This window comes from Streptomyces parvus, assembly GCF_014648875.1.
Classification (GTDB): Bacteria; Actinomycetota; Actinomycetes; order Streptomycetales; family Streptomycetaceae; genus Streptomyces; species Streptomyces parvus.
In genome coordinates this window covers 719,138-736,154 of sequence record NZ_BMRY01000001.1, presented here as the reverse complement: position 1 = coordinate 736,154, position 17,017 = coordinate 719,138, and the positions used below count along the sequence as shown (strand labels likewise).

Here is a 17,017-nt window from a genome sequence, read left to right as displayed (position 1 = left end):
TACCCGCGAGCGCCTGTCACTTGCCCAGGTACGCGCTGTAGATCTTCACCGACGAGGTGTTGCCCTTCTTGTCGGTGACCTTGGCGGCGAAGGAGATCGCCTTGTTCTTCGCCGGGTTCTTGACGGTGATCTTCCCCTTCTTCACCGTGACCTTCTTCCAGGTCTTGCCGCCGTTGTAACTGACGTACGTCTTCAGCGACTTCAGGTTCTTGCCCGCGGCCGCGCCGTGCACCTTCACCGGTACCGAGACGGTCTTGCCCGCCTTGGCCCGGCCGTCGGCGCCGAGGGCCGGGGTGAACCGGACCGTGGAGACCGGGAGCATCGTGAACGCGGTCTTCTTCGACGAGAACGTCCAGGAGGCGTCCACCCGGGTGGAGAGCGGGTTGACCTTCGCGCTGTGCTTGACCGAGGTCGACAGCTTGTAGGTGGCGGATCCGGCCGGGACCTTGAAGGGCTCGTAGCCGCTCACCGGGTCGTTGTTCTGGCCGACCTTCTTGCCGTTGCGGTACAGGACGGTCTTGGCCGACGTGTACTCGATGCCGCCCGCGTTGCCCGCGCCGTCCGCCAGCAGCGGGAGCATGCCGAAGATCTCGTTGCCCTCACGGACCACGCCGTAGTCCTTGCCCACCAGCGGGCCGAACACCCCGGTGTTCACGGACTTGTTGTAGGTCCTGCCCGCCTTGAACCTTGCTTCGTCGCTGATCTGGTAGTCGGCCTCGTACGTCGGCCAGCCGTCCTGGTCGACCGGGCCCAGCTGGCTGAACTCCAAGCCCCAGCCCACCTTGTCGGCGGTGGACAGGTACAGCGTGCGGGTGCCGGGCAGCTTCTGCTCGACCGCCGTGGACCAGCCGCCGCTCGACGTGGGCAGGAGGCCCAGGGCGGAGACCGAGCCCTTCTTCTTCGGTGCGGCCGAGCCCATGGCGATCTTCACCTTGGCCAGCTGCGCCGAGGTGAACTTCCGGTCGAAGCCGGTGGCGAGCTGCTTGACCGTGCCGCCGACCGCGATGTCGTACTGGGTCGACGCGCCCTTGGTCCAGGTGCCCGACCAGTGCTGGGCGAGCGAACCGTCAGTGATCTTCGGGCCGACGTGGAGCGTACGGATGCCGGCCGGCGAATCCATCACCCAGCCGAAGGAGACCGCGTCGTTCGCCGCCTCCACCACGTAGTCCGGGGAGAACAGCTCACCCTTCGCCTTCGCGTCCGGCAGCGTGACCTTCACCGGCTTCGCCTTGCGGGCGTCGAACGTCAGCGAGGTGTTCTTGGTGACCGCGACCTTGGGCTGCGCGATCCAGTCGGCGCCCTTGGTGACGTCGTCCGGGTCCTCGTACACCGTGGAGTTGGCCACGTACGTGCCCTTGGGCACCCGGATCTTCGCCGTGCCGTCGACGACCTGCGGGCTGAGGAACGGGTTGCCGGACTCCGCGCCGAAGCGGAAGAGCGTGCTGTCCACGTGAGCGGCCGGACGGCCGTCCCGCCCGAGGTGCTTGATGGAGACGTCGTAGCTCTCCACCTCGCGCTCGACCGCGGCGGCCGTGCGCACGGTCTGCCCGCCGCCGGTGGCCACCAGGTAGGCGGAGTACGTGCCGTCGACGGTGCCGCCGAGCCGGGTGTCGGCGGTCAGCGTGACCTCCGCCGTGCCGCCCGCCGGAACGGTCACCTTGTCCGCGCCGAGTGTGAAGAAGCCGGCCGGAGCGGGCTTGCCCGTCGGGTTGGTGCCCGTCGCCTTCAGATCGAGGGTGACATCGCTCGTGCCGAGGTTGCGGTAGGTGACCTTCTCGGTGGCGGGCTTGTCGTCGGCGTGCGGCCACTGCTGCACGCCGAAGCTCACCGAGACCGGCTCCGTCACGACGCTCTGGCCGATTGCGCGGTCCACCTGGATCCGGCCGGAGCCCTGCTGGAACGGGTTGTACGCCCCGGGCTTCGTGGACGCGGTCAGCGCGCCCTTCAGTTCGGCGAACTTCCAGTCGGGGTGCTGCTGCTTGAGCAGCGCGGCCGCGCCCGCGACATGCGGGGTGGCCATCGACGTACCCGAGATGGTGGCGTAACCGGCGGGCTTCTCGCCCACCTCCTGGGCGATCAGCGAACCCGGCGGGATGGCCGCCGTGGTGTCCACGCCGGGAGCCGTCACATCCGGCTTGATCGCACCGTCGCCGATCCGCGGTCCGCGGCTGGAGAACTCCGCCAGCTTGTCCTCGTCGTCGACCGCGCCCACGGTCAGCGCGGCGTCCGCGCTGCCCGGCGAGCCGACCGTACCCGCGCCGTCGCCCTCGTTGCCCGCGGCGATGGCGAACAGCACGCCCTTCTCGGCCGACAGCTTGTCGACCGCCGCCTCCAGCGGGTCCACCTCGGGGGTGTCGGGCCCGCCGAGGCTCAGGTTGACGATGTCGGCGCCCTGGGCGACCGCCCACTCCATACCGGCCAGGATGCCGGAGTCCTCGCCGTAGCCCTCGTCGTCCAGCACCTTGCCCGAGAGCAGCTTGGCGTCGGGGGCCACGCCCTTGAGCTTGCCGCCCGACTTCGCACCGGTGCCCGCCGCGATCGAGGCGACGTGCGTACCGTGGCCGACCCGGTCCTTCGTGTCCTTCGCGGCGCTGAAGTTCTTCTCCGCGAGGATCTGGCCCTTGAGGTCCGGGTGGGTGGAGTCCGTCCCGGTGTCCAGGACGGCGATCTTGACACCCTTGCCGGTGAACCCGGCCTTCCAGGCCGCCGGGGCGCCGATCTGCGGGACGCTCTTGTCGAGGCTCGCCTTCCGCACGCCGTCCAGCCAGACCCGGTCGATTCCGGCGGCGGTCGTCACCCGGTCGCCCCCGGCGCGACGCTCGGTGAGCGCCTTCCAGATCTCCGGCGCGTCGGTCGTCGGCGTCGTCACCGACTCGGCGTTCAGCGACGTCAGGCTCCGGCCGACCTCGGTGCCGCCCGCGTCACGGACCTGCGCCTTCGCGGTGGAGGCCTGCTTGCCCCGGTAGCCGACGATCAGCTTCAGACCGTCCCGCTGGGCCCGCAGGTTCTCCGGACGGCTCAGCTCGGTGACGTCGAACAGCCGGCGGTCGAGCTTGCCGGAGACGATCAGCCGGTGGGCGTCGGCCGGAATGACGAAGGTGTGTCCCTGGTGGCTCATCCGCTGGACCGGGATGTGCTCCCGCCCCTTCGCGGGCCGGAAGGCGACCGGCTTGCCCTGGGCGTCCACGGTGACCCGGTCGCCGGTGACGAGGGTCAGCTGACGTGTCTCCCGGTCCTGGGCCTGCGCCCGGGTGCCGGCCGCCCCCCTCGGGTCGGGCTGGGCGACGGCGGGGCTGACCATGCCGGCCGCCAGCGCCACTGCGGCCGCAGTGGCGACCGCGGGTATGCACGCGTTTCTCACGTGTCTGCGCAACTCTCCCCCTGGAGAACTCGATGGTTCTTCACGCCGTCGGCCCGCAGACGCGCAGAGATGACGGCTGCGGCCGTCGGTTCACCGAACTAGAGGGAAAGCCGAGCAGGTTGGTTCACAGGATCCGCACAGAGAGCCGGAGATGACGCAAAAGAGCCCCCGCGCGAGAGGCTCGCCGGGGGCGGGCCGATGAATTTCGCCCGCCGGTGCGGTCTGCCTGGTGTGGATGCCGAGAATCCGATCGCCCTGACCGTGACCGGCCGGGTCAGCCGTGCCGTCGTACCCGACCTCTGCGCCGAGCTGGAGCGCGCCCTCGCCGGTCCGCGCGGCGCCGCCCTCGCCCCCGGCGCGGCGGTGGACTGCGATGTGGGCGGGGTGATCCGGCCGGATCTGGCCGCCGTCGAGGCGGTGGCCCGGCTGGGACTCGTGGCTCGCCGGGCCGGCCACACCCTGCGGCTGCGCCGCGTGCCACCCGAACTCCGGGCGCTGCTGGACCTGGTGGGGCTGGCCGATGTGGTGGCCCTGGAGGAGGGGCCGGAGGAACGCGTGCCGGGACTGTACTGACGTACGCGGGTGGGGAGACAGACCAGACGTACGCGGGTGGGGAGACAGACCAGACGTACGCGGGTGGGGAGGCAGGCGCCGTACGCGCCTGCCTCCCCACGCGTCCGCCTACGCCCTACGCCCCCTGCGCGTCCGCCGGGAGCCGGTCCGGCAGACCGAACAGCGGGAACCAGCGCGGGACGTCCAGGAAGCAGTGCATCCCGCTGATCGCCCCGTCCTGGATGTCGATGACCTGGATCGCCCACGGCACGAACCCGGATCCGTCCTCGGCGGGCTTGTAGTGCGCGAAGCCGGGGGAGCCGTTGGCCGAGACGGGCACCAGCCTGGAGCCCGCGCACGCCGCGCCGATGGAGGTCATGAAGCCCGTGATGTCCCCGGTGCCCCGCAGCCACAGGTCGAACGGCGGCATGGTCATCACCGCGTCCTCGTGGAGCAGCGCGGTCAGGGCGGCCATGTCATACCCCTCGAACGCCTTCACATAGCGCTCCAGGAGCTTCTGCTGTTCCTCGTCGAGCGGGTCCGCCGCATCGCCCGCCCGGCCCTCCGTCTCGGTCAGTGTGGCGCGGGCCCGCTGGAGGGCGCTGTTGACCGAGGCGACGGAGGTCTCCAGCAGCTCCGCGACCTCGGCGGCCTTCCAGGCGAGCACCTCGCGCAGGATCAGCACGGCCCGCTGCTTCGGCGGCAGGTGCTGGAGGGCGGCGACGAACGCCAGGCGCACCGACTCGCGCGCCACGGCCGCCTCCGCCGGGTCCTGTACCGAGGGCAGGACGCGCCCGTCGGGCATCGGCTCCAGCCAGACGTTCTCCGGGCGGGGGCTCAGCGCGGCCTGGGCGAGCGGGGTCGGGCCGGTCAGATCGACCGGGCGGGCCCGCTTGTTGCCCGCGTTCAGCATGTCCAGGCAGACGTTGGTGGCGATCCGGTATAGCCAGGACCGCAGCGAGGAGCGGCCCTCGAACTTGTCGAAGTTGCGCCAGGCCCGGACCAGGGTGTCCTGCACCGCGTCCTCGGCCTCGAAGGCGGATCCGAGCATCCGGTAGCAGTAGCCAGTCAGCTCGACCCGGTGTCCTTCCAGGCGGCTGTCGATCCCGGCCGCATCCGGCTTCTCGGCGTCCGCCGCCGCTCCCGCGGCCGTCGTCGTGGTCAGATCGCTCATCGCTCCACCCCTGTCGCGCGCCCTCGCGCTGTGGCATCCGTCACCCGGTACGTCGGAAGCTACCGCAGGCCACTGACAGTCGGGGCGGAAAAGAGGACAAGGGGTGCCGGAGGACGTGGCTCCGGCCACGACCGCCCGGCACCCCTAGGGATGCGCTCAGCGCCTCGCTCAGGTCCCGGGCTTGCGCCCGTACACGTACACGTCGTCGCCGTTCTTCAGCAGTTTCCAGTATGCCTTCGCGTCGGCGGGCCGCATGTTGACGCAGCCGCCGGAGCCCGGCGGGTTGTACATGGACTTGGTGACCGAGTGGAACGCCTGGCCGCCGTCGAAGAACTGGGAGTGCGGCATCCAGACCTTGTAGATGGTCGACCAGTGCTTGATGTTGCGCCAGTAGATCTTCTTGGCCCCGGTCCGGGTCTCCGCGCCGTCCCGCCCGGTCCGCACCGGCACGGGACCGTACTTCAGCTTCTTGCCGTCCTGGATCCAGCTGAGCTGCCGGGTCAGGTCGACACAGGCGATGCGCCCCTTGTTGGTGGGGCACTTCCCGGCCTTGTTGGGGTTCTTCCCGGCCGCTTTCTGGGCGAGCATCGTGTTCATCGTGCGCCAGGTCAGCGGACCGGCGTAGCCGATGGTCGGGGTGATCCCGTGGGCCTTCTGGAACTTCTGGATCGCCTTGCAGTCGGCCGTCGACTGCTTGCCGTCCACGGGCCGCTCGAGGAACTTCTCGACCTGCTTCTGGTGGGGGCCCACCGACTTCGTGCAGGACGCCGCGTGGGCGGCGGTGCCGCTGCCCAGGACCAGGGCCGGAGCGGCCACCAGCCCGGCGACGGACAGCGCCACCCCGCGTCGCAGCCGTCTGCCGGATGTCTTCGCCATGTCTCCCATGCGGCAACTCCCCTTCGCCCACAGTGGTTTTGTGGTTACGCCTGGTAGACGTACGAAGGGGAGCGGTGGTTGCGCGGGGGAGGTCTCGGTTGCGTCCCGGTCCGGCAGCGCGGGGATGACGACGTCCGGTTCAGCGGGTCGCCGGACCGAGGCGGACCCGTGCGCTCAGCGGGTGGCCGTCGCCGGAACCAGCGCCCGCCGCTCCGCCCGCGCCACCCGGGTCCCGTACAGGGTGATCGAGACGACGCCGAGCACCGCCAGCAGGCCCAGCGCCACCGTCGCCGCCCAGCCCCCGGCGTGGAAGGCGACCGCGCCCAGCGTGCCGCCCGCGCTGGAGCCCAGGTAGTACGCCGACTGGTAGAGCGCCGACGCCTGCGCCCGGCCCTCCGTCGCGGTCCGGCTCACCGAGGACGAGGCGACCGCGTGCCCGGCGAAGAAGCCGGCCGTGATCAGCACCAGGCCCAGCAGCACGGCGGCCAGCGAGTCCGCCAGCGAGAGCAGCAGCCCGGCGGCGGTCGTGGAGACCGCCAGGTAGAGCGCGCCCCGGCGGCCGAGGCGGGCCACCAGACGTCCGGCGGCCGCGGAGGAGACCGTACCCACCAGGTAGACGAGGAAGATCGAGCCGATGACGCCCTGCGGCAGGCTGAACGGCTCCTCGACCAGCCGGTAGCCGATCACCGTGTAGACCGCGCCGAACACCGTCATGAACAGGGCGCCGATCGCGTACAGCCGGACCAGCAGCGGGTTGCCCAGGTGGGTGGCGACGCTCTTCGCCAGGGCCTTCGGGTTCAGCGAGCCGGGGCGGAAGTTACGGGCCTTGGGGATCAGGAAGTGGAAGACCACCGCGCACGCCAGCGCGAGCAGCCCGACCGCCGCGAGCGCGGCGCGCCAGCCCCAGGCCTGGGCGACCCAGCCGGTGAGGATGCGGCCGCTCATCCCGCCGATGCTGTTGCCCGCGACGAACAGCCCGATCGCGGCGATCAGCGCCTTGGGCCGCACCTCCTCCGCGAGATACGCCATCGCGGAGGCCGGCAGCCCGGCCAGCGCCGCACCCTGGACGGCGCGCAGCGCGATCAGCGCGGCCATCGACGGGGCGAGGGGCACCAGCAGCCCGACCAGTACCGCGATTGCCAGCGACGCCGTCATCATCTGCCGCCGCCCGAACCGCTCCGAGAGCGCGCTCAGCGGGAGGACGAACAGGGCCAGTGCCCCGGTCGCCGCCGAGACGGTCCAGCTCGCCTGTGCGGCGGTGGCGTCGAACGAGGCGGAGACGGCGGGCAGCAGGGCCTGGGTGGAGTAGAGGAGGGCGAACGCCGCGACACCGGCGGCGAAGAGGGCGAAGCTCATCCGGCGGTAGCCGGGGCGGCCGGGCTCCAGGCGCTCATGGGTGGCGGCGGCCGGCGCGGCAGTGGTGGTGACGGGGGACGACGGGGCAGAGGCACCCACCACGACGGTGGATGCCCCGGTATCGGCGGGAGGCATACGTCGAAAGTAGACCCGCGGGTTTCATGCGTCCAATGCACGAAACTGCGATAATCAATCCCATGGCGCATGAACGCAGCTCAGGGCCTCGGCTGTCACCGAGTAGTTACGAAGAAGACATCCGGGCCGTGCTCGCGCCCCGCCTGGCGTACTTCGAGGCGGTCGCCCGGCACGAGCATGTGACCCGCGCCGCACATGAGCTGGGCGTCCCGCAGTCCACGCTCTCCCGGGCCATGGTCCGGCTCGAAGCGGACCTGGGCGTCGCCCTGTTCGCCCGCAAGGGCCGCACCGTCTCGCTCACCCCGGCGGGCCGCACCTTCCTCGGCTCGGCCGAACGCGCCCTGGCCGAGGTGGAGAAGGCCGCCGACTCGGTCCGGGCGGACGCCGACCCGACGGCGGGCCGGGTCTCCTTCGGCTTCCTGCACACGATGGGCTCCGAGACCGTGCCCGCCCTGATCCGCGCGTTCCGGGCCGACCACCCGAGGGTCCGCTTCCAGCTCGTGCAGAACTACGGCGAGGCCATGATCGAACGGCTCCGCGCGGGCGGCCTCGACCTCTGCCTCACCTCACCCGTGCCCGACGCCCCCGACCTGGTCACGCGCCGCCTCGACGAACAGCGGCTGCGCCTCGTGGTCCCCGACGACCACCGCCTCGCTGCCCGCCGCCGGATCCGCCTCGCGGAGGCCGCCGACGAGACGTTCGTGACGCTGGAGCCCGGTTACGGGCTGCGCCGGATCACCGACGACCTCTGCGCCGAGGCGGGCTTCACCCCGCGCGTAGCCTTCGAGGGCGAGGAGGCGGAGACCCTGCGCGGGCTGGTCGCCGCCGGACTCGGGGTGGCGCTGCTGCCGCCGCCCGCCGTCGCCCGCCCCGGGGTCGTCGAGCTGACGGTGACGGCCCCGCGCGCGGCCCGCGAGATCGGCGTCGCCTGGCTGGACGGACACCCCGACACCCCGCCGGTCGCCGCCTTCAAGCGCTTCCTGCTCTCGCGGCGGGGAAACCTGCTGCCGGACTGAGGGGACTGGACGGGGCCGGGGGCCAGGCGGGCTCTGACGGGAACAGGTGAGCGAGAATGGCGCGGTGAACCGTCCCGCTTCTTCCCGGCCGTACCCGCAGCCGCCCGGGCTCCCGGGCCTGCAGGGCGTCATCTTCGCGTCCGTCGTCGGCTCGGTGCTGGTGCTGGCGGCGGCCATCCTGTTCGCGCTGCTGCCCGGCGCCCTCTCCGAGGCCGCCGACTTCCGGGCGGCGCGGCCGTGCTCGGAGGCCGCCGCGCCCGAGAACGGCGACTGCCTCGCCGAGTGGCCCGCCACCGTCGTCTCCACCGAGACCGGCCGTTCGAACAAGGCCGTCACCCACTGGGTCACGCTCGACGGCGGGGCCGCGGAACCGCCGTTCCGGGTGCGGATGCGGGGCGACGGGCCCCTCTGGGAGAAGCTGGCACCCGGGGACCGGGTCACCGTGCTGTCCTGGCGCGACGTGGTGTGGGCGGTGGAAGCGGGCGAGCTGCGCCAGGACACGACCGCCAGGCCGGGCCACGACTCGACCGTCCAACTGGCCCTCGGGCTCACCCTGCTGGTCGTCGGGGCCGTATTCCTGCGGGGGGCGGGGTGGCTGCACCGCCGCCGCGCCACCCGCGCCACGGACACCCCCACGGCACAGGTCGTCGTGGTGATGGCGGCGACCCTGCTGGCGTCCGGCATCGCCGCCACCGCCGCCACCGTCACGGACACCGTCTGGCTCGTCCTGCTGGTCGCCGCCGCGGGATGCGCGACCGTATGGGCGGCCACGGCGCTGCTGCTACGGGGACTCGCGCGGCGCCGGACGGCCTGACGCCGGACCGGACCGGCCCGGCGGTGGCAGCCCGCGCCGGGGGCTCGGACGGCGGCACGCTCACCGTCCCGGTACCCACCCCGGTCCGGCGCCCCGCCCATCAGTGCCGCAACGACCGCCCGAACCCGGCGGCCAGCGGCATCCGCAGCCCCAGTGGCGGCGGTGCGGCGAGCGCGTCCGCGACCGGGCGGGCGTAGGACCGGGCGAAGAGCGAGCCGCGGACGAAGTCGGCTGCCAGCGCCACCACTTCGGAGCGGTGCTGGCGCAACGCGTGCCCGTCGGAGTGGACTTCGAAGCGGCAGGTGTCCCGGTTGGCCTTCTTCGCCCGCTCGGCCAGCCGGTAGGACAACTCCGGGTCCGTGCGCTCGTCGTTCGTGCCGTGCACGATCAGCACCCGCCGCCCCATCAGCTGCTTCACCGGCTCGGGTTCGGCCGCCGTCCGCTCCGGCAGCCACGGCGCCATCGCCAGGACCGAGGTGACCGCACCGTGCCCGGCGGCCCGCAACGCGGCCCGTCCGCCCATCCCGTGGCCGACCAGGCAGACCGGGACGTCGCCGTAGTGCCGCTGGACCTCGTCGGCCGCCCACGCGGCGTCCTCGGCCGGATGCGCGTCGTCCGCGTTCCAGCCCCGGCAGCGGTAGCGCAGCACGTGCACCGCGAGCCCGTCGCCCTCCCCGGCGCGGGCCAGGGCGCGGGCGAACGGCAGTTGTATGGCGTACGAGAGGGTGGAGGGACGGCGGCGCGAGTCGGCCTCGCCGTCCGGGAGCAGCAGAACCACGCCGCTGACCTCGTCGGTTGCTCCGGCCGTCTGTACGGCCCGTCCCAGCCTGGCTGCGGGCAGGGGGAGTGCGCGCTGTCCCATGACAGAACAGTCTCAGAAGAGCAGGTGTACTCCACCCGACTTTCCGGTCACTGTTACGCATCGACAACCGGCGCTCTACGCGCGTAGGCGCTAGAGTGCCAAGATGACGAGCCAGACCCCGAATGTCCCTGATTCCGACCAGATCCGGCGCGCCCCCAAGGTGCTGCTCCACGACCACCTCGACGGCGGCCTGCGGCCGGGCACCATCGTCGAGCTCGCCCGCGCGCAGGGTTACGACTCCCTCCCCGAGACCGAGCCCGACAAGCTCGGCATCTGGTTCCGCGAGGCCGCCGACTCCGGCTCGCTGCCCCGGTATCTGGAGACCTTCGCCCACACCTGCGCCGTCATGCAGACCCGTGACGCGCTGTTCCGGGTGGCCGCCGAGTGTGCCGAGGACCTCGCCGAGGACGGTGTCGTCTACGCCGAGATCCGCTACGCCCCCGAGCAGCACCTGGAGGGCGGGCTGACCCTCGAAGAGGTCGTCGAGGCCGTCAACGAGGGCTTCCGCGAGGGCGAGCGCATCGCCCGCGCCAACGGCCACCGCATCCGCGTCGGCGCCCTCCTCACCGCGATGCGGCACGCCGCCCGCGCCCTGGAGATCGCCGAGCTGGCCAACAGCTACCGCGACCAGGGCGTCGTCGGCTTCGACATCGCGGGCGCCGAGGCCGGCTTCCCGCCCACCCGGCACCTCGACGCGTTCGAGTACCTCAAGCGCGAGAACAACCACTTCACCATCCACGCGGGCGAGGCCTTCGGCCTGCCGTCGATCTGGCAGGCCCTCCAGTGGTGCGGCGCCGACCGGCTCGGCCACGGGGTACGGATCATCGACGACATCGAGGTCGCCGAGGACGGCTCGGTCTCGCTCGGCCGCCTCGCCTCCTACGTACGCGACAAGCGCATCCCGCTGGAGATGTGCCCGACCTCCAACCTCCAGACCGGCGCCGCGGACTCGTACGCCGGGCACCCGATCGGGCTGCTGCGCAAGCTGCACTTCCGCATCACGGTGAACACGGACAACCGGCTGATGAGCGGGACCAGCATGAGCCAGGAATTCGAGCACCTGACTGAGGCTTTCGGATACACGCTCGACGACATGCAGTGGTTCACAGTCAATGCGATGAAATCAGCTTTCATTCCTTTCGACGAACGTCTCGCGATGATCAGTGACGTCATCAAGCCCGGATACGCCGAGCTGAAGTCGGAGTGGCTTTTCCGTCAGACCGCTGTGACCAGCAGTTCTACGGTCTCCGCAGGCTGAGGGGCGCCTGAGGTGAAAGGGCCGGGAAGCGGATTCCCGGCCCTTTTCCGCGTGTCGGGATGTTTGCGGACCGGGCGGCGGGATGGCTAGTTTGCAGAGCCGCTCACATCCCCTTCCCCAAGGATGAATTCTCCATGAAGAAGTCTGCCAAGACTCTCGGTGTCGCCGCTCTCGGTGCCGCTTTCGCCGCTGCCGCCGCCGGCAGCGCCTCGGCCGCCCCCGCGCTGCCGCTGGACGCCGCGGCCGGGGCGCTCCCCGTCTCGACGATGGCGCTGGACACCGTCGCGCAGTCGGTCCAGAACGCGCCGGTCCAGGACACCGTCGGCAAGGTCCTCGGCGGCCAGGCCACCGACGCGGCCGCCCCGGTCACCGGCCTGCTCGGCGGACTGCCCACCCAGGGCCTCACCGCCAACGGGATCCCGCTCGGCGGCTGACCCGCCACCCGCGCGCCGGGATTCCGGCGCGCACCCGCACATGTCGGTGGGGCGCACACCCTGGACCAGGGTGTGCGCCCCACCGCGCGTTCTCCTCCGCCTGCTCGCTCCCCGTGGCCCGGCGCGTCACCAGGCCGTCGCGGAAGAGGCGGACTTCTCCGAGGGCAGCAGCAGCCACAGCGCCAGGTAGAGCAGGAACTGCGGGCCGGGCAGCAGACAGGAGACGACGAAGATCACGCGCATCGTGCTCGCCGACGTACCGAAGCGCCGGGCGAGGCCTGCGCACACTCCGCCGATCATGCGGCCTTCGCGGGGGCGGACAAGTGCGGCCATGGTGGGCTCCTTCGCGAACCGTTGCGGCAGGAGCAGCTTTCTCTGCTCCCCGATGTATCCATGGTGCCGCCGCGAAGGGGGACAAAGCATCGCTCTACGGGGCGAGGCCGACCCCGGTAATCGTCGGGGTCGATCCCTGAGGGGCCTCGTCCCTGAGTCGGGTCTCGTGACGGAAGTACGGCAGGTCCCGGACCCCCGGCAGCCCCCGGCGGCGCAGCCGCGCCCGGCACAGCGGGACGACCAGCAGATGGGCGAGCACCACCCCGGTGGTGTTCAGCAGCAGCGAGTCGATGTCGACGACCTGCCCCGGAACCCCGGTCTGCCCCAGCTCGATGGCCAGCGAGATCAGCGCCCCGGCGGCGACCGTACGCAGCAGCGAGATCCAGGGGGAGACGAAGATCCGGCCCCCGGCCATCGGCAGCAGCACCCCGAGCGGGGCCAGCAGCACCAGCGCCCCGCCGATCCGGCGGGCCGCCTCGGCCGGTCCCAGCGCGAGGTCCGCCCTGATCCCGGCGAGCGGCTCGAAATTGGCCGCCGTGATCCAGGGGACGTCCAGCGGGCGCAGCGTCAGCCACCCGACGAACAGAAGGTGTGAGATCAGGAGAGTGATGCCCGCCGCGCGGAAGTGGATGACGGTCTGGCCGTCCGAACTGTGACGCACGCCCACCAAGACGCCACGACCGGCAGGATCGGTTCCGTACGGCCGGGGCCGACTGCGTACAACCGGCTCTCCCGGCTCTCCCGGCTCTCCCCGACCCCGCCCCGGCCCTCCTGCCGCCCCCTCCCGACCTCGCCCCGGCCCCTCCCGGCCCGCGTCAGTCCAGTCGGAGGGCGTCCGGCGTGGCCAGGTCCCCCGGCCGGGCCTTCGTCTGCGAGGTGCACAGATAGCCGCGCGGCGGGTAGTCCCCGGGCCCGCCGAGGACCACCGAGCCGTCCCGGACCAGCGCATCGCTCTCCGTGTACGTGCACACCAGCTGGGCCAGCGCCTCCTCCGACAGGTCCTCCGGCTGGCTGCTCAGCCGCAGGGTGCCCGCCGGATCGCCGTCCCGGGGCGGATCCACCCGCAGCCCCGCCGGAACCGCCGTGGTGAACCCGGCCCGCCGCTCGCCCGCGGACGGAGCCCGTTGGACCTCGCTCAGCAGCGCGCGGGCCACCTCCACCGGCTCGGCCCCGACCGCGTCGGCCGGCACCGGACGTTCCACGGTGACCAGCTGCGAGGCGCAGACCAGATACACCTCGGCGCTCACACCGTCCGGCGACGGTGTGGCGACGTCCGACGCGGCGAGCCGGCACGGCACCCGGGAGGGAGCGGCCCCCGCGTCCACCGGCACCGAGGTCGTCCGGATCCCGCACCCGGAGACCAGCGCCGTGAGCGTCAGCAGGCCGACGAGGGAGACGGCCGACCGCCCACGCGACCGCAGCGCGCTCCGCCTCCGGTACGTGACATCGCCGCGCTTCACGTCGCCCCGTCCTCGCCCGGGGCGTCCGCGCCCGGTTCGTCGTTCCGTACGATCCGCTCGGCGTCACGCAGCAGCCGCAGGGTGAACACGGCACCGCCGTCCGGGGAGTTGGCCGCCGAGATGTCACCGCCGTGGATGTGCGCGTTCTCCACGGCGATGGAGAGGCCGAGCCCGCTGCCCTCCGACCGCGGTCGGGAGGCGCTCGCCTTGTAGAACCGGTCGAAGACGTGCGGCAGCACGTCCTCGGGGATCCCCGGACCGTGGTCCCGTACCTCGATGACCAGCTCCTCGCCCTCGGTCCGCACCCGCACGCCCACCGGCGAACCGCCGTGCTTGAGGGCGTTGCCGATCAGATTGGCCAGGATCACGTCCAGCCGGCGCGGATCGAGCCGGGCCATCGTGCCGCGCTCCGCGTCCAGGTGCACCGCGTCCAGCCAGGCCCGCGCGTCGATGCACGCGGTCACCTGGTCGGCCACGTCGACGTCGTCCAGGACGAGCCGGGCCGTGCCCGCGTCGAAGCGGGTCACCTCCATCAGGTTCTCCACCAGGTCGTTCAGCCGCCGGGTCTCGCTGACCACCAGGTGCACGGCGGGCGCGATCATCGGATCGAGGGTGTCCGCCTCGTCCTCCAGCACCTCGGCCACCGCGGTGATCGCGGTCAGCGGCGTACGCAGCTCGTGCGACATGTCGGCGACGAACCGGCGGCTCGCCTCCTCCCGCGCGCTCATGTCCGCGACCTTCTTCTCCAGCGAGCTCGCCGTCCGGTTGAACGTACGGGAGAGATCGGCGAGTTCGTCCGTGCCGGAGACCACGAGCCGGGTGTCGAGCTTGCCCTCGCCGAGCTTGCGGGCCGCGTCGCCGAGCCGCTGCACCGGGCGCAGCACCGTCGTCGCGGCCGCCTGCGCGAGCAGCGCCGAGCCGACCAGAGCGAGCGCGGTGGCGATCCCCAGCGACCAGGCCAGCGAGTTGAGGTCCTGCCGCTCCTGGTCGAGGGACTTGAGCATGTAACCGGTCGGGCCGCCGCCGATGATCCGCGTACCGGCGACGAGATACGGGGTGCCCGCGATGCTCGTACGCTGCCAGAACAGGTGGTACTCGTGCTCGTTGCTCGACGACAGCGGCTGCTTGCGGGCCACCTGCTCCTGCAGCGAGTCCGGCACGTGGGCGCGGGTGAAGCCGTCCAGGTCGGAGTAGCCCACGATCGGCTTGCCGCGCTCTCGCTCCGCCTCCAGCAGCACGTTGTAGCCGGGGCCGCTGGACGCCATCTTCCCGGCCGCGCGCTGGAGATCGTCCTTGGTGGGCCGCGCCGGCAGCGCCGCCGCCGTCTCCTGCATCTGCCGCCGGAAGTCGCCGAGCGCGGTGTCCTGCGTCCGGGTCAGCACGGCCTCGCGGTTGAGCCAGTACGCGATCCCCGAGGCGGACACCGCGGCGACCAGAGCCACCAGCGCGAACACCACGACGAGCCGCAGGCGCAGACTGGTCCAGCGCAGCCCCGCACGCAGGGACCGCTTGACGGTCTCGGTCACTGAGGCGAGTCCAGCCGGTAACCCACGCCCCGCACCGTACGGATGAGGGTCGGCGAGGACGGCACGTCCTCCACCTTCGCGCGCAGCCGCTGCACACAGGCGTCCACCAGCCGGGAGTCGCCCAGGTAGTCGTGCTCCCACACCAGACGCAGCAACTGCTGCCGGGACAGGGCCTGCCCGGGCCGGCGGCTCAGCTCCAGCAGGAGCCGCAGCTCGGTCGGCGTGAGCTGCAGATCCTCCCCGTCCTTGGTGACGGTCATGGCGGAGCGGTCGATCACCACGTTGCCGAAGGTCGCCGAGTCGGTCGACTCGCGCTCCCCGCGGCGCAGCACCGCCCGGATCCGGGCGTCCAGCACCCGGCCCTGGACGGGTTTCACCACGTAGTCGTCCGCGCCGGACTCCAGTCCCACCACGACGTCGATGTCGTCGCTGCGCGCGGTCAGCAGAATGATCGGCAGCTGGTCGGTGCGGCGGATCCGCCGGCACACCTCGAAACCGTCGATCCCGGGCAGCATCACATCCAGCACGACCAGGTCGGGCCGCTGCTCGCGCAGCAGCTCCAGGCCGTCCTCTCCCGTCGCCGCGGTGGCCACACGGTGGCCCTGGCGTGACAGCGAGAGTTCGAGGGCCGTGCGGATGGCGTCGTCGTCCTCGATCAGCAACAGGAAAGGCACGAGCGTCATTCTGGCCCATGGTGGCGCTTCAGTTCGACCTGTGGTCCCGTCCGATTGTCCGGGCACGGCCGCGACCGCCCCTGTGACAGGCCTGTGACAGTCGGGGGACAGCGCCATGAAACTGCCCCGGCAAGCTCATGGTCAGCAAGGAACGAACGGACTCCACCGATAGGGGGCGCGAGATGAACGCACTGCACAGCACCAGCTCAAGCGCAGTTGTCACGCGCCTCCACGACATCGGCCGGAGCAGCGAGAAGTCCGGTGTGACGAACATGCGGGGGTGTGTTCGAAGCGCCGGGCGTCAGCATCTGCCGTCGCAGCCGACCGCGGAGCAGCCGCGTTCGACGTACATGACGGTGGTTGACGCACCCACGGGGGATGTGGGGGGCAACGGGGGAAACGCGTACGGGAAGGCCACGGGGGATCGCACCACGGGGGCGGAGAACGCGGACGCCGAAGCGGCGTTCACGGCCTACGTCCAGGAGCGACGGGCCTCCCTGTACGCGACCGCCTACCACCTGACCGGTGACCGCTTCGAGGCCGAGGACCTGCTCCAGAGCGCCCTGTTCTCGACGTACCGGGCCTGGGACCGGATCAGCGACAAGGCGGCGGTCGGCGGCTATCTGCGCCGCACCATGACCAACCTGCACATCAGCGCCTGGCGCAGGCGCAAGCTCAACGAATACCCGACCGAGGAGCTGCCGGAGACGGTGGGCGACACGGACGCGATGCGCGGCACGGAGCTGCGGGCGGTGCTGTGGCAGGCGCTCGCCCGGCTGCCCGAACTCCAGCGCACGATGCTGGTCCTGCGGTACTACGAGGGCCGCACCGACCCGGAGATCGCGTCCATCCTCGACATCAGTGTCGGCACGGTGAAGTCGAGCATTTGGCGCTCCCTGCGCCGGCTGCGCGAGGACGAGGTCCTCAGCTTCGGACGTGACGAGCAGGAGTCCTTCGGCGAGCTGGTGGCCTGAGGCAGGGCCCTCCGCTTCGGGGGAGGCGGGGGCCACGGGGGAGTACGGGGAAACACGGGGGAGCAGTAAAACGGGGACCGAGGGGACCCGGGGGAAACAGGGGGGAACGGCTCGTCGCTTCGGGGGAGGCGCGGGCCACGGGGGAGTACGGGGGAAATCAGCGGGGTCGTACGGGCCGGGGGGTCCTGTACGGCCCCGCTTTCTTTCAGCGC

General features: G+C 71.8%; 16 protein-coding genes. 6 read left to right on the top strand and 10 right to left on the bottom strand.

The features are described from left to right. Positions 1-16 precede the first annotated feature (16 nt). A complete protein-coding gene (locus tag IE140_RS03215; protein ID WP_167533553.1) occupies positions 17-3,301 on the bottom strand; it encodes a S8 family peptidase in 3,285 nt (1,094 codons plus the stop codon). 258 nt (positions 3,302-3,559) lie between these two features. On the opposite strand from IE140_RS03215, the gene IE140_RS03210 reads away from it, so the two are divergent. Continuing rightward, positions 3,560-3,934, top strand: coding sequence for an STAS domain-containing protein (locus IE140_RS03210; RefSeq protein ID WP_150196914.1), 375 nt, complete (start codon positions 3,560-3,562; stop codon positions 3,932-3,934). A gap of 115 nt (positions 3,935-4,049) precedes the next feature. Here the strand turns inward: IE140_RS03210 and IE140_RS03205 are convergent, their stop codons facing one another. The 3 genes from IE140_RS03205 to IE140_RS03195 all read right to left on the bottom strand — a co-directional run bounded on the left by IE140_RS03205 (position 4,050) and on the right by IE140_RS03195 (position 7,454). Next, positions 4,050-5,087, bottom strand: coding sequence for a sigma-70 family RNA polymerase sigma factor (locus IE140_RS03205; protein ID WP_109179878.1), 1,038 nt, complete (start codon positions 5,085-5,087; stop codon positions 4,050-4,052). A gap of 168 nt (positions 5,088-5,255) precedes the next feature. Then, complete coding sequence (locus IE140_RS03200) at positions 5,256-5,972, bottom strand: L,D-transpeptidase family protein (protein ID WP_093444347.1); 717 nt, start codon at positions 5,970-5,972, stop codon at positions 5,256-5,258. Between the two features lie 165 nt (positions 5,973-6,137). After that, positions 6,138-7,454: an MFS transporter gene (locus IE140_RS03195; RefSeq protein WP_150196913.1), complete on the bottom strand. Its 1,317-nt coding sequence runs from the start codon at positions 7,452-7,454 to the stop codon at positions 6,138-6,140. A gap of 62 nt (positions 7,455-7,516) precedes the next feature. Here IE140_RS03195 and IE140_RS03190 point away from each other — a divergent pair, with 62 nt between their 5' ends. Both IE140_RS03190 and IE140_RS03185 read left to right on the top strand, forming a co-directional pair. Beyond that, positions 7,517-8,470, top strand: coding sequence for a LysR family transcriptional regulator (locus IE140_RS03190; protein ID WP_032763637.1), 954 nt, complete (start codon positions 7,517-7,519; stop codon positions 8,468-8,470). Positions 8,471-8,534: 64 nt separating this feature from the next. Then, positions 8,535-9,284, top strand: coding sequence for a hypothetical protein (locus tag IE140_RS03185; protein WP_150196912.1), 750 nt, complete (start codon positions 8,535-8,537; stop codon positions 9,282-9,284). Positions 9,285-9,384: 100 nt separating this feature from the next. On the opposite strand, the gene IE140_RS03180 is transcribed toward IE140_RS03185, so the two are convergent. Beyond that, positions 9,385-10,146, bottom strand: a complete 762-nt coding sequence (locus tag IE140_RS03180; protein WP_167533552.1) for an alpha/beta hydrolase family protein — start codon at positions 10,144-10,146, stop codon at positions 9,385-9,387. 103 nt (positions 10,147-10,249) lie between these two features. Here IE140_RS03180 and IE140_RS03175 point away from each other — a divergent pair, with 103 nt between their 5' ends. Both IE140_RS03175 and IE140_RS03170 read left to right on the top strand, forming a co-directional pair. Continuing rightward, on the top strand, positions 10,250-11,404 hold the full coding sequence (locus tag IE140_RS03175) for an adenosine deaminase (RefSeq protein ID WP_032783160.1): 1,155 nt from the start codon (positions 10,250-10,252) through the stop codon (positions 11,402-11,404). 134 nt (positions 11,405-11,538) lie between these two features. Further along, positions 11,539-11,838, top strand: a complete 300-nt coding sequence (locus tag IE140_RS03170; protein ID WP_010058552.1) for a hypothetical protein — start codon at positions 11,539-11,541, stop codon at positions 11,836-11,838. Between the two features lie 126 nt (positions 11,839-11,964). Here IE140_RS03170 and IE140_RS03165 read toward each other — a convergent pair whose 3' ends face one another. The 5 genes from IE140_RS03165 to afsQ1 form a co-directional block, all read right to left on the bottom strand. Continuing rightward, complete coding sequence (locus IE140_RS03165) at positions 11,965-12,171, bottom strand: PspC domain-containing protein (RefSeq protein WP_006127080.1); 207 nt, start codon at positions 12,169-12,171, stop codon at positions 11,965-11,967. A 94-nt stretch (positions 12,172-12,265) separates the two neighbouring features. Next, on the bottom strand, positions 12,266-12,838 hold the full coding sequence (locus IE140_RS03160) for a VanZ family protein (protein WP_093444350.1): 573 nt from the start codon (positions 12,836-12,838) through the stop codon (positions 12,266-12,268). Positions 12,839-12,986: 148 nt separating this feature from the next. Continuing rightward, positions 12,987-13,631 carry a GerMN domain-containing protein gene (locus tag IE140_RS03155; RefSeq protein WP_150192939.1) on the bottom strand — a complete coding sequence of 215 codons (645 nt, stop codon included), beginning with the start codon at positions 13,629-13,631 and terminating at the stop codon, positions 12,987-12,989. Further along, positions 13,628-15,157: an ATP-binding protein gene (locus tag IE140_RS03150; RefSeq protein ID WP_150192938.1), complete on the bottom strand. Its 1,530-nt coding sequence runs from the start codon at positions 15,155-15,157 to the stop codon at positions 13,628-13,630. Before IE140_RS03150 ends, IE140_RS03155 begins: the two co-directional genes overlap by 4 nt. Next, positions 15,154-15,831: a two-component system response regulator AfsQ1 gene (gene afsQ1, locus IE140_RS03145; protein WP_006127084.1), complete on the bottom strand. Its 678-nt coding sequence runs from the start codon at positions 15,829-15,831 to the stop codon at positions 15,154-15,156. Before afsQ1 ends, IE140_RS03150 begins: the two co-directional genes overlap by 4 nt. 182 nt (positions 15,832-16,013) lie before the next feature. On the opposite strand from afsQ1, the gene IE140_RS03140 reads away from it, so the two are divergent. Beyond that, complete coding sequence (locus IE140_RS03140; RefSeq protein ID WP_093444353.1) at positions 16,014-16,805, top strand: SigE family RNA polymerase sigma factor; 792 nt, start codon at positions 16,014-16,016, stop codon at positions 16,803-16,805. The last annotated feature ends 212 nt before the right edge of the window (positions 16,806-17,017 follow it).